The organism is Pseudomonas sp. TE4620, assembly GCF_056279045.1.
The window spans coordinates 5,728,925-5,742,805 of record NZ_JBWBQO010000001.1; the positions used below are offsets into that span (position 1 = coordinate 5,728,925).

Below are 13,881 nucleotides of genomic sequence, written 5' to 3' on the forward strand. Positions count from 1 at the left end.
ATTGGTGTGGAACCGACTGTGGGTAACTTGGGTGCAGCTTGCTGAAGCCCTTTGTTAACAAGGCTTCCAGGGTTGTGGTTGTTTTTTGATCAGGTTTTTTCGCGGCTTTCGCATCGGGGTTTGTCAAGTGTTTTGTCCTTAGCGCAAATGGCGATTAAAGTGCGCTTCCGGCCTGTGGATAACTCTGTGGGCAAGCCTTGGAAAGATCGGCGAAGACAGCGTCGTTACAGGCCTGGAGCCATCATGGAAATCCACGCCTTCGACGCCTGTTGCCGGCCTTAGGTCAAGGCCTGCGCCAGAGGTCAAGGGAAATACTTGCGCAAGCCCCGGATTACGCGGCTTGCAGGGTTTTCGAGTTGCCCCCGGATTTTGTGGAAGGGCTTGTGGATAACATGCGTAAAGCTTGCCGCAGGCCTTCTATACCGGGGCTTTCACAGCTTTGATCGTTTTTTGTACAGTGATGCGAATTGCTTGCTGCCGAACGCGGCCGCGGGCATGCTGCAACCCCTGTGATCAGCCTCATCAAGGAGACCCGCATGACCTCTACCGTATTCATCACTGGCGCAACTTCCGGCTTCGGCGAAGCCTGCGCCCGTCGTTTTGCGCAAGCCGGTTGGTCGCTGGTGCTGACCGGTCGCCGTCAGGAGCGCCTGGAAGCGCTGTGTGCCGAGCTGTCGCAACAAACCGAAGTGCACGGCCTGGTACTCGACGTGCGTGACCGCAAGGCCATGGAAGAAGCCATCAACAACCTGCCACCGTCGTTCGCCAAGCTGCGCGGGCTGATCAACAATGCAGGCCTGGCCCTGGGCGCCGACCCGGCGCCCAAGTGCGATCTGGACGACTGGGAAACCATGGTCGACACCAACATCAAGGGCCTGATGTACAGCACCCGCCTGCTGCTGCCGCGGCTGATCGCCCACGGCCGTGGCGCGACCATCCTCAACGTCGGCTCGGTAGCCGGCAACTACCCCTATCCGGGTAGCCATGTGTATGGCGGCACCAAGGCGTTCGTCGGGCAGTTCTCGCTGAGCCTGCGCTGCGACCTGCAGGGCACTGGCGTGCGGGTTAGCAATATCGAGCCGGGCCTGTGCGAGAGCGAGTTCTCGCTGGTGCGTTTCGCTGGCGACCAGGCGCGTTACGATGCCACCTATGCCGGCGCCGAGGCGATCCAGCCGCAGGATATCGCCGAGACCATCTTCTGGATCATGAACCAGCCGGCGCACATCAACATCAACAGCCTTGAGCTGATGCCGGTGAGCCAGGCGTGGGCAGGGTTCTCGATCGATCGTTCAGGCAAGGCTTGACCCGCGACAGCGTCAAACCTGACGCTGCAGTCCTTCCAGGCAAGTCGCCAGGTGGTAAGGCGTAGTCGACGGCATATCGGCGCGGCTGACCTTGCCACTGGCATCGCGGCACTCATGCCAGCCACCGTCATGCAGGAAGTTCTGCTGCAGCGCCTTGAGCTGGGCCAGCACCGTGGCGGCGCTGGCCGGGCGCAAGGTCAGGGCGCGCAGGTATTCGGCCTGGGCCCAGATGCGCTGGGTGGCGTCGCGCACCTGGCCCTCGGCGCTGAGCATGGCCAGCACGGCGCTGTCCTTCACACCGCACTGTTCGGCATAGGCAAATGCGCGGCTGAGCGAGGCATGCAGCTCGCTACCGCGTAGCAGCGGTGAAGACTCCAGCAAGTAGAACCATTCGAACTGGTGACCGGGTTCGAACCAGTTATCCACAGCCCCGCGTGGTTTCTCCAGCATCACCCCGTGTACGGGGTCGATGAAGTGTGTCTGCATCGCCGCAGCCAGGCTTTGCAGGGCTTGTTCGACAGCCTTGTCGTCACGCACCGAGAGGGTGGCGAGGAAGGCTTCGGCCAGATGCATCAGCGGGTTCTGCAGCGGGCCGCTGGCCAGGTCCGACCAGTCTTCGCCAAGGCTCGCCTCGTACAGGCCGTCATCACGGGAGAACTGCTCGGTTACCACTTCCAGCGCGGCATTGAGGGCCGATTCGACCAGTGGCTCATGCACCTTGCCCCAGTAATGCGCGCAGGCAAAGACGATGAAGGCATGGGTGTAGAGGTCTTTGCGCCGGTCCAGCGGCTTGCCCTGGGCGTCGATGCTGTAGAACCAGCCGCCGTGCTCGGCATCATGGAAATGCCGCTGCAACGAGCGAAACAGCGCGGCGGCGCGTTCGCTGGCGCCGGGTTGCTCGATGCGGCTGCTGAACAGGTACAGCTGGCGCGCGCAGGCCATGGCCCGGTAGCGTTGCACCGGCATGGGTTGCTGCTGCGGGTCGAGGGCTTCGAAGGGCAGGGCCATCTCTGCATTCCAGCCCGGGCCTTGCCACAGCGGCACGATGCGCTGGTCAAAGTGCGCCTGGACCTCGGCGAGCAGGGCGGGCAGTTCAGGCTGGGCAGTACGAAGGTCGGGCATGGAAAATTTCGTCGCGGTCGGTGCGTTTGCGCGCAATGGTAGCAGGAAAAGGCGCTGACTTTGCCGGCCTCATCGCGGGCTAGGAGCGGGCTTGCCCCGCGATGAGGCCAGTACAGCCAGCACAGCAGACTGCCTACAGCGCACTGAGCCCCTGCCAGTGCTTGGCACCGACAAAGATGAAGCGCAGCTGCTGGGTGATCTTCTCCTGGGCGCTGATCGGTTCACCGGCGTTGTCGCTTGGCTCGTCGATCAGCTCCGGCAGGGTGGCGAACACGGTTTTCACCACCAGGTCAGCCATCACCGCCAGGGCCGCGGCGTCCAGATGCTGCCAGCGCGGCATGCGCGCAAGGTCGGTGGCCAGGTCCGAGCTGATGCCCTGGCGCAGGGTACCGATGGCTTGGCGCACCGGTTGCGAACCGCCATATTGCTCGCGGGCGAGAAACAGGAACTGGGCACGGTTGGCCGCCACCACATCGAGAAAGATCCGCACCGAGGCGTCGGTGATGCCGCCCAGCTCGAATTCGTTCTGGCGCACCAGGCGGATGGTCTGGCGGAAGGTTTCGCCCACTTCATTGACCAGGGCCAGGCCCAGTTGGTCCATGTCGGTAAAGTGCCGGTAAAAACCGGTAGGGACGATGCCTGCGGTTTTTGCCACTTCGCGCAGGCTGATGCTGCCGAAGCCTCGACCGCTCTCCATCAGGTGGCGGGCGGCATCCAGCAGGGCGTGGCGGGTCTGTTGCTTTTGTTCGGCGCGCGGCAGCATGGCAAGTATCGGCAGGCAGTGAAACAGCCCTGCACTCTAATAGCCTGGCGCCAGAAAAACAAAGCCCGGTCAATGGACCGGGCTGGGAGGGGAGCTGCTACAGCGCTGGTGTGTCTTGTTGTCTGGCATAGGCTTCAGCTCGCGCGTTGGTTTTCGATCAGGCGATCAGAGCCACCTTCTGCGACCTCGAAGCGTGCTTTCAGACGGTCAGAACCACCTTCGGCTACTTTGTAATACTGTTTCAGGCGATCAGCACCACCCTCGGCGACTTTGACCCGGTCATTCAGGCGATCAGCACCGCCTTCGGCAACGCGGTTGTTACGTTCCAGCAGGCGATCGGAACCACCTTCGGCCAGCGGGTTCAGCGGTTGCGAAATGACCGTCGAGCTCGAACGCGCTTCGGCGGTCAGCGCCTGGTCGGCGGCAGGTACGGCAAAGGCGTTGGCGGCCAGGATGGACAGGGACAGGCTCAGCAGTAATTGGCGTTTCATGATTCGGTGCTCCTCGGCGGGGCTGGAAAGTGGGTACGGAACCAATGCTACGCCGGGAAACGCCAGATAAAAGTTCATAAAGATAATGGTAACAATCAACGCAATTGATGCTTCGCGCCAGCCGCTCTAGAACGTGGTTTGTGGCGCCATGAGCAACTGCGGCGGAGCCGTTACCGAGGTCGGCGAACACGCTAACAATCGACAAAAGTTGAGAAAAAGGTCAGAAAAAACCTGGTTATCATGGCCAATCGATTAAACCCCTCGGCGTTTCATCAGTCCGAACAGATAAGTGCCCTCAACGCGCCCGCTTTTTGCCATGCAGTCATCAGGAGAATCGTGCAATGACGCGCCCCGCCAAAATCATCACCTGGACCCTCGCCAGCCTGCTGCTGGTGCTGGCGGTGCTGGTGGTCGTCATCGCCACCTTCGACTGGAACCGGGTCAAGCCCACCCTTAATGCCAAGGTGTCCGAAGCGCTGCACCGGCCCTTCGCCATCAACGGCAACCTGGCGGTGCGCTGGCAGCGCGAGCCGGAGCAGGGTGGTTGGCGCGCCTGGCTGCCATGGCCGCACTTCATCGCCGAAGACCTGACCCTGGGCAACCCCGACTGGCTCAAAGAGCCGCAGATGGTCGGCCTCAAGCGCGTCGAGTTCCGCCTGGCGCCGCTGCCGCTGCTGCTGCAGCAGATCGTCATTCCGCGCATCGACCTCAACCAGCCGACCGCCAGCCTCAAGCGCCTGGCCGATGGTCGCGCCAACTGGACCTTCGACTTCGGCCCCAAGGATGAGCAGGCAGAGCCGTCGAAGTGGGTGCTGGACATCGGCGCCATCGGCTTTGACAAGGGCCAGGTCAGCCTCGATGACCAGACCCTGAAGACCCGGCTGGACGTGCTCATCGACCCGCTGGGCAAGCCGATCCCTTTCAGCGATATCGTCGGCAAGGCTTCGGCACAAAAGGCCGGTGCCGCCCAGGACTACGCCTTCGGCCTCAAACTCAAGGGTCGCTACAAAGGCCAGGCATTGGCCGGTACCGGCAAGATCGGCGGCTTGCTGGCCCTGCAGGACGCCTCGCAACCGTTCCCGCTGCAGGCCGACATGGCCATTGGCGATACCCGCATCGCCGTGGCCGGCACCCTCACCGACCCACGCAACCTCGGTGCCCTCGACCTGCGCCTGCGCCTGTCGGGCGCAAGCCTCGCTAACCTGTATCCGCTGACCGGCGTGACCCTGCCCGATTCGCCGCCCTACGCCACCGACGGTCATCTGACCGCCAAGCTGCATGAACCCGGTGGCGCGGTGTTTCGCTATGAAGGCTTCAACGGCAAGATCGGCGACAGCGATATCCATGGCGACCTGGCGTTCGTCTCCAGCCAGCCAAGGCCGAAGCTGACCGGCAAGCTGGTTTCCAACCAGTTGCTGTTCAAAGACCTCGCACCGCTGATCGGCGCCGACTCCAATGCCCAGCAGAAAGCTCGCGGCGGTGCCAGCAAGCAACCGGCAGGCAAGGTGTTGCCGGTCGAGGAGTTTCGTACCGAACGCTGGCGGACCATGGACGCCGACGTGACCTTCAGCGGCAAGCGCATCGTGCACAGTGCCGAGCTGCCGTTCACTGACCTGTCCAGCCACTTCGTCCTCGATGACGGTGTGCTGCGCCTGGAGCCGCTGCGCTTTGGCATCGCCGGCGGTAAACTCGACGCCCAGGTACGCCTCGATGGCCGTAGCGTGCCGTTGCAGGGCAGGGCGCAATTGAGTGCGCGCAACTTCAAGCTCAAGCAACTGTTCCCGACCTTCGAGCCGATGAAGACCAGCTTCGGCGAGCTCAATGGCGACGCGGACATCAGTGGGCGCGGCAACTCGGTCGCAGCCTTGCTGGCCACCGCCAATGGCGACCTGAAGATGCTCATCAATGACGGTGCGATCAGTCGTGGCTTGATGGAAATCGCCGGGCTCAACGTCGGCAACTACGTGGTCGGCAAGCTGTTTGGCGACAAGGAAGTGAAGATCAACTGCGCGGCAGCCGATTTCGGCATCAAGGACGGTTTGGCCACGACCCGGGTGTTCGTCTTCGATACCGAGAACGCGATCATCTACATCGATGGCACGGCCAACTTTGCCAGCGAGCAACTGGACCTGAAGATCAACCCCGAATCCAAGGGCGTGCGCCTGTTCTCGTTGCGCTCGCCGCTGTATGTGCGCGGGCCGTTTGCCAAGCCCAGTGCCGGCGTGCAGGCGCTGCCGCTGGCGCTGCGGGGTGCGGGGATGGTGGCGTTGGGCGTGGTTGCCGGGCCGGCAGCGGGGTTGCTGGCGTTGATTGCGCCGAGTGGTGATGTGCCCAACCAGTGCACACCGTTGCTGGAGCAGATGAAGGCTGGCAAGGCGCCGCGGGCGGTGAAGAGGGGTTGAGGGGAAGCAATCGCGGGTCAAGTCGAGTCGTCGCACCGCCGCTCCCACAGGTCTGGTGCACTCAGTTCCATTGTGGGAGCGGCGGTGTGGCGACCCGACTTGACCCGCGATAAGGTCTACAGACCTTGCAGTAAATCCGCCATGTCGTCGGCGTGCTCTTCTTCCTGGGCCAGGATATCTTCGAAGATGCGCCGGGTGGTCGGGTCGCTTTCGCCAATGTACTGGATGATCTCGCGGTAGCTATCGATGGCGATCCGCTCGGCGATCAGGTCTTCCAGGACCATTTCCTTGAGGTTGTTGCCAGCGACGTACTGGGCATGGGAGTTCTTGCTCAGGTTGTCGGGGTTCAGGTCCGGCTCGCCGCCCAGCTGGACAATGCGCTCGGCCAGCTTGTCGGCATGCTGCAGCTCCTGGGTGGCATGTTCGAGGAATTCGTCGGCGGCGACACTGGCCTTGATCCCGCTGGCCATGTAGTAGTGGCGCTTGTAGCGCAGGGCGCAGACCCACTCGGTGGCCAGCGACTCGTTGAGCAGGCGCAGGATTTTCTCCCGGTCGGCGCTGTAACCCTCGGTCACCGCGCCCTGCTCGACATGCTGGCGGGCGCGTTCGCGCAAGGTTTTAACATCGGTCAGTTCAACGTTGCTCATCATCATCTCCAGGCTGAAAACGGATCGATCTTCACGCTCTGTCGGCGCGCTGGTTACTTAAGCTGTGAGTCCCCGGCACGCGGAAAAGTTTTATAGCTTGGCCTTGGCCTTGTCGACGGCATCGTCGTCGACCTGGCGTTGTTCGCAGGTCTTGAAGCCCTTGGCGTCGACATGGCCGGTGGCGTCGAAGCGCACGTAGTAGGCCTGCTGCTTGCCGTCACGGTTGAGGATGTAGTTGTTGCAGGTACCGCCATGGGGCAGGTCGATCACCGTCGAGGGGCTGCCGCCAATGGCAATCACCCGCTGCATGGTCATGCCGTTCTCGACCTGCTTGACCAGCGGTTCTTCGTGGTAGGTGACGTAGTCCACCGGGTTCTCCGGCCGGCTGCCACAGGCGGCCAGGGTGGCGGTGGTCAGCAGAATGGCCAGGGTATGCTTGTACATGGTTGAGCTCCTTGCTGAGGGTCTATTGGCTTGGAACCCCAGCGAGCGGCGGGAGTTCGATTGCGATTGCCATCGAATTGCCTGTAGGGTTGGCCGACTGTCCACGGAACGGGGAATGCAGCCATGGCCCAAGGGCTCGCCACGCGTTATCCACTGCTGCTGGTGCCGGGCATGCTCGGGTTTGTCCGCTTGCTGCTGTATCCCTACTGGTTCGGGATCGTTTCGGCGTTGCGCCGGGGCGGTGCCCAGGTGTTTGCCGTGCAGGTTTCGCCGCTGAACTCCTGCGAAGTGCGCGGCGAGCAGTTGCTGCTGATCATCGCCGATATCCGCCAGCGTACCGGCGCCGACAAGGTCAACCTGCTCGGCCACAGCCAGGGCGCCCTGACCGCGCGTTATGCGGCGGCCAAACGGCCGGAATGGGTGGCCTCGGTCACCTCGATTGCCGGGCCCAATCACGGCTCGGAGCTGGCCGATCACCTGCATGACTATTACCCCGCCCACTCTGCCCGCGGCCGTGTGCTCAAGGCTTTGCTGCACGGGTTGGCGGTATTGATGGGTTGGCTGGAAACCGGCTGGCGCGGACCGAAACTGCCGATCGACGTGCACGCCTCGCACCAGTCGCTCACCAGTGCCGGCGTGGCGCGCTTCAACCAGGCTTATCCACAGGGTCTGCCGACGACCTGGGGCGGCGAGGGCCCGGCCCAGGTCAATGGTGTGCGTTACTACTCCTGGTCCGGCACCTTGCAGCCGGGCCTGACCGATCGCGGTCTCAACCGCCTGGATGGCAGCAACCGCTTCTGCCGCCTGTTCGCCCGCACCTTCGTACGGGAAAAGGGCCAGTGCGACGGCATGGTCGGGCGCTTCAGTTCGCACCTGGGCCAGGTGATCGGCGATGACTATCCGCTCGATCACCTGGACATCGTCAACCAGTCGCTAGGGGCGGTAGGCAAGGGCGCGGAGCCGGTGCGGCTGTTCACCGAGCATGCCGCCAGGCTCAAGGCTGCGGGGCTGTAGCGCGGCGGCGCAGGGGTGTTTTCCAGCGTTCGGCGAGGATCACCCCGACCAGGGTCATCACCCCGCCGACCAGGTGATAGAGCGCCAGTTGCTCGCCCAGCACCATGGCGGCGATCACTGCCGTGACTGCCGGTAGCAGGTTGAAGAACAGCGTCGTGCGGCTCGGGCCGAGGCGGCTGACCGCCTGCATCCAGGCCAGCGGCGCGATCATCGAGGCCAGTACGCAGGCATAGATCACCAGGCCGATATTGCCAGCGCCCAGGCCGGTCTTCGGTGAAAACACGAACAGCGGAAACAGCACGATGATCGCCACCAGCACCTGCAGGTACAGCAGTTGCAGCGGCGCGATGCGCAACTGCCACTTTTTCAGCAGGGTGCTGTACACCGCATAGGCCAGGGTGGCAATCAGCATCAGCGCATCGCCACTGTTTACGCCGTGTTGCACCAACGCCGCCAGATCACCGGCCGAGACCACCACCAGCACACCGACGAACGACACCACGGCGCCAATCAGCGCGCCGATGGTCAGCCGCTGGCCGAGGCTGATGATCGCCAGGGCCAGGGACATCAACGGCATCAGCGAGAGGATGATGCCCATGTTGGTGGCGCTGGTGATGGCGGCGGCGAAGTAGGCCAGGCTCTGGTACACCGCCATGCCGAGCACGCCGAGGATGAAGATCTTGCCGAGGTTCGGGCCGATGGCTGACCAGTTGCGCAACACCGGGCGCAGCAGGAAGGGGGTGAACAGCAGGCCGGCCAGCAGCCAGCGATAGAAACCGATCTCGGCCGGGAAGATCGCCCCGGCGGACATCTTGGTGACCACGGTATTGCCGGCCCAGATGAAGATTGCCAGCAACGGAAACGCATAATTCATGAAACGGGAACTCTTGAGGATACAGGCGGCAATTATCCACTTGTCTGTCCCGTTGCTTATACTTGTATCCAGACAACCTGCGCATAGATCCAGACAGCATGCCGATAAAGTACCTGAACATCCCGCAATTCGAGACCTTGCCGGCCCCGGTGTACTTTCGCTATGACGAATTCGGCGCCGACACCCACAGTGCCGCCCACCGGCACGCCTGGGGCCAGCTCAACTATGCGGCCCACGGCATCATGCACCTGGAGATCGCCGGCCAGCGCTTCATCTCGCCGCCGCACTATGCGGTGTGGGTGCCGCCCGATACCGAGCACAGCTGCTACAACCCCCAGGCCATTGTCTATCGCTCGGTGTACCTGGATCGCGAGATGTGCAAAGGGCTGCCAGGCGAGCCTTGCACCTTGGTGATCAGTGACATACTCAAAGCCATACTCGGCGATTTTGCCGCCCGTGACGTCAAGGTGCCTGAAGATGAAGCCGACCAGCGTTTGGCCCAGGTGCTGGTTGACCAACTGCGCCGCGCCCCGGCCCAGACCTGTTACCTGCCCTACGCCCGCAGCGCCGGTTTGGCTGAAGTATTGCAGGCGCTGCACGCCGAGCCTGGCGACAATCGCCCGCTCGGCCATTGGGCGGCCAGCGTGCATGTCAGTGAACGCACCCTGGCCCGGCAGTTCATTCGCGAGCTGGGCATGAGCTTTGGCGAATGGCGCCTGCGCCTGCGCTTTTTGCGTGCCATCGAGGCCCTTGAGCAGAACCTGCCGACCCAGCAGATTGCTTTCGACCTGGGCTACAGCAGCGCCTCGGCATTTATCGCCATGTTCCAGCGCCAGGCCCATTGCACCCCGGAGCAGTACCGGCGGCAGGCTCGCGCTGGAGGTTTGTAAGAATATTTGTCTACACTTCGGCCAAGGCTGCGCGTGGTGCGCAGCGACCAGGAGAAAACGCCATGAAGATGGTGCGTGTGCCGTTGCTGTTGCTCGGTTTGCTGATGTGTTCCCAAGGATTTGCCGCCACGGCGCAACAGGAGAAAATGAAAACCTGTAACGCCGATGCCACCACCAAGGCGCTCAAGGGCGACGAGCGCAAGGCGTTCATGAGCACCTGCCTGAAAGCCAAGCCTGCGACCCAGCAGGACAAAATGAAAACCTGCAACGCCGACGCCACCACCAAAGCGCTCAAGGGTGATGAGCGCAAGGCGTACATGAGCGACTGCCTGAAGAAAAAGTAACCTGCGTCAGTTGGCGTAAGTCACCGACTCCAGCCGGTCCAGGCCCTGGCCGATAAACAGCGAGAACGGCCGGCCGGCGTGGTCGGCCAGCTCCCGGCAGTCACTCTGGAGCATGCTGATGCGCTGGTCGGTGCCTGAGTAGAGGTTAACGCTCTGCTTGCCCAGCGAGCCGATTTCGAAGGCCATCTCGAACGGGCCGTACGGATTGCGCTGCAGCGTCCGTTCGGCTTGCCAGGCCTTGATCTGCCCGTTGCGGATTCGTTCCTTCAGGACCGGGTCCTTGAAGTCGAACTGTGCAGGCACCGTGGCATAACGCATCTGACCGTACTCGATGACCACCTGCGCACGTTCCGACGGACCTTCCTCGAGCTGCACGATCGACCTGAGCTTGAATGGCCCGCGCGAGACTTCGGCCAGCACGTGGCAGGTGATGATGCTCGACACTTCGCTTTTTTTCTCGGCGGCCTGGATGCTGTCCATGAGGGTGGCGGTGGAAAGCGCTTCGATACGGCTGCCAAGCTTGATCTCGAGGGTGACCGGGCCCTTGATCTTTTCCAGCGCCTCGCGCCAGACCTGGTACTGGGGCTCCAGTGACTGCGGTTCAAGGGTGACGTCGACTTCCCAGGACGTGGCCGCTCGGGCCCGGGGAATTTCGTCGAACAACTCGCGCAGGGCCTGACGCTTACCGGCATCGAGCGAGCGCGAGACGCTGATGAGCAAGTCCTGGCGGTGGTCATTGTCGAGTTCGACCTCGATGTCCTTCGGGTCGATACCCAGTTTCAGGATGGCCTGGTACAGGTCATCGCCGTACTGCTGTTTGAGGTCGCCATAGTAGGCGCTTACCGGCTGGGCGAAATGCAGGGTGGCGAAATCTTCCGAACAGCCGCCAAGCAGCAACAGGGGAAGCAGGACAAGCAGTTTGCGCATGGTTTTGAACTCTGTGCCTTGAAGGTGGGAAGGCACAGAGGGATTCCTGTTTCGCCTGCCTGCGAATGCGCCAGCGCGGCGCCGCCATTCCATTGGGGGCGGCAATCATAGAAACATCAGGGCGGCATTACCAGCCGCAACGCCGCTGCGTGCCACTATGCCTGCCGGGCGAAGGCTGGCAGACTGCCGGTTTTCCATGCCGTCGCCTTTCGAGGTTGTATGACCTTTACTCAGCGCCAGATCACCCTGGCCAGTTGGATCATCGTCTTCACCGGCCTGTTGCTGGTGTTGCCGCTCAAGTTGCTGCCAAGCCTGTTGGCCGGGCTGCTGGTGTTCGAACTGGTCAACATGCTCACGCCCAAGCTGCAGCACCTGATTGCCGGGCAACGGGCGCGCTGGCTGGCGGTCGCGCTGCTCGGCACTCTGGTGGTCAGCACCCTGACCTTGCTGTTTGCCGGTGCCATCAGTTTTTTGCTGCACGAGGCTGAAAACCCCGGGGCATCGCTGGACAAGTTCATGCTCCTGGTCGACCAGGCGCGCGGGCAACTGCCGCCGTTCATCGACGCCTACCTGCCGGCCAGTGCCTCGGAGTTCAAGGTGGCCATCGGCGAATGGCTCAAGACCCACCTGGGCGAGCTGCAACTGGTGGGCAAGGGCGCGGCGCACATGTTCGTCACCTTGCTGATCGGCATGATCCTCGGCGCCATCGTCGCCTTGCAGCGCATTCCCGACATCTCCAAGCGCAAGCCCCTGGCGGCGGCGCTGTTCAACCGCCTGGCGCTGCTGGTGCAGGCGTTTCGCAACATCGTCTTTGCGCAGATCAAGATTTCCCTGCTCAACACCTTCTTCACCGGCATCTTCCTCGCCGTGGTGCTGCCGCTGTTCGGTGTGCACCTGCCGCTGACCAAGACCCTGATCGTGCTGACCTTCCTGCTCGGCCTGCTGCCGGTGATCGGCAACCTGATGTCCAACACCCTGATCACCATCGTCGGCCTGTCGTTGTCGATCTGGGTGGCGATGGCGGCGCTGGGTTATCTGATCGTTATCCACAAGGTCGAGTACTTCCTCAACGCGCGGATCGTTGGCGGGCAGATCAGTGCCAAGTCGTGGGAGTTGCTGCTAGCGATGCTGGTGTGTGAGGCGGCGTTCGGGCTGCCGGGGGTGGTGGCGGGGCCGATTTACTACGCCTACCTGAAGAGTGAGTTGCGCCAGCAAGAGCTGGTGTGAAGCCTGATCGCGGGGCAAGTCGAGGCGTCGCACCGCCCCGCGATAGTTTTTCAGCCGTACCGCTTGCGCGCCTCGATTGCCAAGCCGCTGCCAATGCTGCCAAAGATGTTGCCTTCGACATGCCGGGCATTGGGCAGCATCGCCGCCACGCTCTGGCGCAGCGCCGGAATGCCGCTGGAGCCGCCGGTGAAGAACACCGTATCGACCTGCGCCACACCCACGCCGGCCTTGGCCAGCAGCTCGCTGACACTGCCGCGCACGCGCTCGAGCAGGTTGTCGATCGACTCTTCGAACAGCGCCCGGGTCAGATCGACGCTGAGCCCCGGCTGCACCCGCTTGAGGTCGACCAGGCGGCGGTCGTTGTGGGTCAGTTCGATCTTGGTCTCTTCCACTTCCATCGCCAGCCAGTGCCCGGCGCGCTGTTCGATCAGCTTGAACAGGCGGTCGATGCCGTCGGTGTCTTCGATGTCGTAGCGCATGCTGCCCAGGGCCAGCTGGGATTTTTGCGAGTACACCGAGTTGATGGTGTGCCAGGTGGCCAGGTTCATGTGGTGGCTGGTGGGCATGAAGGCACCGCTTTTCATCCGGCTGCCGTAGCCGAACAGCGGCATCACGCCCTGCAGGCTCAGCTGCTTGTCGAAGTCGGTACCGCCGATGTGCACGCCGCCGGTGGCGAGGATGTCCTGCTGGCGGTCGTCGAGCATGTGCCGCTCCGGGGCCAGGCGTACCAGGGAGAAGTCCGAGGTACCACCGCCGATGTCGACGATCAGCACCAGCTCTTCGCCCTGGATGCTCGACTCGTAGTCGAATGCGGCGGCAATCGGTTCGTACTGGAACGAGACGTCCTTGAAGCCGATTTTCTTCGCCACTTCTGCCAGGGTGTCCTCGGCTTCCTGGTCGGCGGCCTGGTCGTCATCGACGAAATGCACCGGGCGGCCCAGCACTACCTCGTCGAAGGCGCGGCCGGCATTGGCCTCGGCGCGCTTTTTCAGCTCGCCGATGAACATGCCCAGCAGGTCCTTGAACGGCAGCGCGGTGCCCAGCACGCTGGTGTCGTGCTTGATCAGCTTGGAACCCAGCAGGCTCTTGAGCGAGCGCATCAGGCGGCCTTCATAGCCTTCGAGGTATTCGTGCAGGGCCAGGCGGCCGTACACCGGGCGGCGCTCCTCGATGTTGAAGAACACCACCGACGGCAGGGTGATCTTGCCGTCTTCCAGGGCGATCAACGACTCCACGCCCGGGCGGTGCCAGCCGACGGTGGAGTTGGAGGTGCCGAAGTCGATGCCGCAGGCACGGGCCGGGGATGCTTGACTCATGGATTGTACTTCCGGGGAAAAACGGCCGCGCAGTTTATGCCAGCTGGCAGCAGAATCAAGACCGATTATCTGCTTTGCGGCAAACCCATGGGCACCTTGAAAGGCTATGCTTGACC

General features: G+C 62.8%; 14 protein-coding genes. 6 read left to right on the forward strand and 8 right to left on the reverse strand.

The features are described from left to right. Positions 1 to 536 precede the first annotated feature (536 nt). Positions 537 to 1,304, forward strand: a complete 768-nt coding sequence (locus ACZ9A3_RS26540) for an SDR family oxidoreductase (RefSeq protein WP_093376681.1) — start codon at positions 537 to 539, stop codon at positions 1,302 to 1,304. Between the two features lie 12 nt (positions 1,305 to 1,316). Here ACZ9A3_RS26540 and ACZ9A3_RS26545 read toward each other — a convergent pair whose 3' ends face one another. From ACZ9A3_RS26545 to ACZ9A3_RS26555, 3 genes are all read right to left on the reverse strand, one after another. Beyond that, on the reverse strand, positions 1,317 to 2,426 hold the full coding sequence (locus ACZ9A3_RS26545; RefSeq protein WP_476253282.1) for an AGE family epimerase/isomerase: 1,110 nt from the start codon (positions 2,424 to 2,426) through the stop codon (positions 1,317 to 1,319). A 133-nt stretch (positions 2,427 to 2,559) separates the two neighbouring features. Beyond that, the gene (locus ACZ9A3_RS26550; RefSeq protein WP_045196907.1) at positions 2,560 to 3,189 is read right to left on the reverse strand and encodes a TetR family transcriptional regulator; all 630 of its coding nucleotides are present in this window, start codon (positions 3,187 to 3,189) and stop codon (positions 2,560 to 2,562) included. Positions 3,190 to 3,323: 134 nt separating this feature from the next. Beyond that, on the reverse strand, positions 3,324 to 3,680 hold the full coding sequence (locus ACZ9A3_RS26555; RefSeq protein WP_258596162.1) for a hypothetical protein: 357 nt from the start codon (positions 3,678 to 3,680) through the stop codon (positions 3,324 to 3,326). Between the two features lie 341 nt (positions 3,681 to 4,021). On the opposite strand from ACZ9A3_RS26555, the gene ACZ9A3_RS26560 reads away from it, so the two are divergent. Continuing rightward, positions 4,022 to 6,082: an AsmA family protein gene (locus ACZ9A3_RS26560; RefSeq protein ID WP_476253283.1), complete on the forward strand. Its 2,061-nt coding sequence runs from the start codon at positions 4,022 to 4,024 to the stop codon at positions 6,080 to 6,082. 116 nt (positions 6,083 to 6,198) lie between these two features. Here the strand turns inward: ACZ9A3_RS26560 and ACZ9A3_RS26565 are convergent, their stop codons facing one another. Both ACZ9A3_RS26565 and osmE read right to left on the reverse strand, forming a co-directional pair. After that, positions 6,199 to 6,729, reverse strand: a complete 531-nt coding sequence (locus ACZ9A3_RS26565; protein WP_045196913.1) for a ferritin-like domain-containing protein — start codon at positions 6,727 to 6,729, stop codon at positions 6,199 to 6,201. Between the two features lie 90 nt (positions 6,730 to 6,819). After that, positions 6,820 to 7,173: an osmotically-inducible lipoprotein OsmE gene (gene osmE, locus ACZ9A3_RS26570; RefSeq protein ID WP_045196915.1), complete on the reverse strand. Its 354-nt coding sequence runs from the start codon at positions 7,171 to 7,173 to the stop codon at positions 6,820 to 6,822. 123 nt (positions 7,174 to 7,296) lie between these two features. Between osmE and ACZ9A3_RS26575 the strand changes: the two genes are divergently transcribed. Continuing rightward, positions 7,297 to 8,187: a lipase family alpha/beta hydrolase gene (locus tag ACZ9A3_RS26575; protein WP_045196917.1), complete on the forward strand. Its 891-nt coding sequence runs from the start codon at positions 7,297 to 7,299 to the stop codon at positions 8,185 to 8,187. Here the strand turns inward: ACZ9A3_RS26575 and ACZ9A3_RS26580 are convergent. Next, positions 8,168 to 9,061: a DMT family transporter gene (locus ACZ9A3_RS26580; RefSeq protein ID WP_476253284.1), complete on the reverse strand. Its 894-nt coding sequence runs from the start codon at positions 9,059 to 9,061 to the stop codon at positions 8,168 to 8,170. The two genes, ACZ9A3_RS26575 and ACZ9A3_RS26580, sit on opposite strands and share 20 nt — an antisense overlap. A 98-nt stretch (positions 9,062 to 9,159) precedes the next feature. Here ACZ9A3_RS26580 and ACZ9A3_RS26585 point away from each other — a divergent pair, with 98 nt between their 5' ends. Both ACZ9A3_RS26585 and ACZ9A3_RS26590 read left to right on the forward strand, forming a co-directional pair. Next, positions 9,160 to 9,951 carry an AraC family transcriptional regulator gene (locus ACZ9A3_RS26585; RefSeq protein ID WP_093376659.1) on the forward strand — a complete coding sequence of 264 codons (792 nt, stop codon included), beginning with the start codon at positions 9,160 to 9,162 and terminating at the stop codon, positions 9,949 to 9,951. Positions 9,952 to 10,013: 62 nt separating this feature from the next. Then, entirely contained in the window at positions 10,014 to 10,295 is a 282-nt protein-coding gene (locus ACZ9A3_RS26590) for a PsiF family protein (RefSeq protein WP_045196923.1), read from the forward strand. 6 nt (positions 10,296 to 10,301) lie between these two features. Here the strand turns inward: ACZ9A3_RS26590 and ACZ9A3_RS26595 are convergent, their stop codons facing one another. Further along, complete coding sequence (locus ACZ9A3_RS26595; protein WP_143013252.1) at positions 10,302 to 11,222, reverse strand: hypothetical protein; 921 nt, start codon at positions 11,220 to 11,222, stop codon at positions 10,302 to 10,304. 219 nt (positions 11,223 to 11,441) lie between these two features. Here ACZ9A3_RS26595 and ACZ9A3_RS26600 point away from each other — a divergent pair, with 219 nt between their 5' ends. Beyond that, positions 11,442 to 12,449: an AI-2E family transporter gene (locus ACZ9A3_RS26600; RefSeq protein WP_045196927.1), complete on the forward strand. Its 1,008-nt coding sequence runs from the start codon at positions 11,442 to 11,444 to the stop codon at positions 12,447 to 12,449. 50 nt (positions 12,450 to 12,499) lie between these two features. On the opposite strand, the gene ACZ9A3_RS26605 is transcribed toward ACZ9A3_RS26600, so the two are convergent. Then, on the reverse strand, positions 12,500 to 13,765 hold the full coding sequence (locus ACZ9A3_RS26605; RefSeq protein WP_195885570.1) for an Hsp70 family protein: 1,266 nt from the start codon (positions 13,763 to 13,765) through the stop codon (positions 12,500 to 12,502). Positions 13,766 to 13,881: the final 116 nt, after the last annotated feature.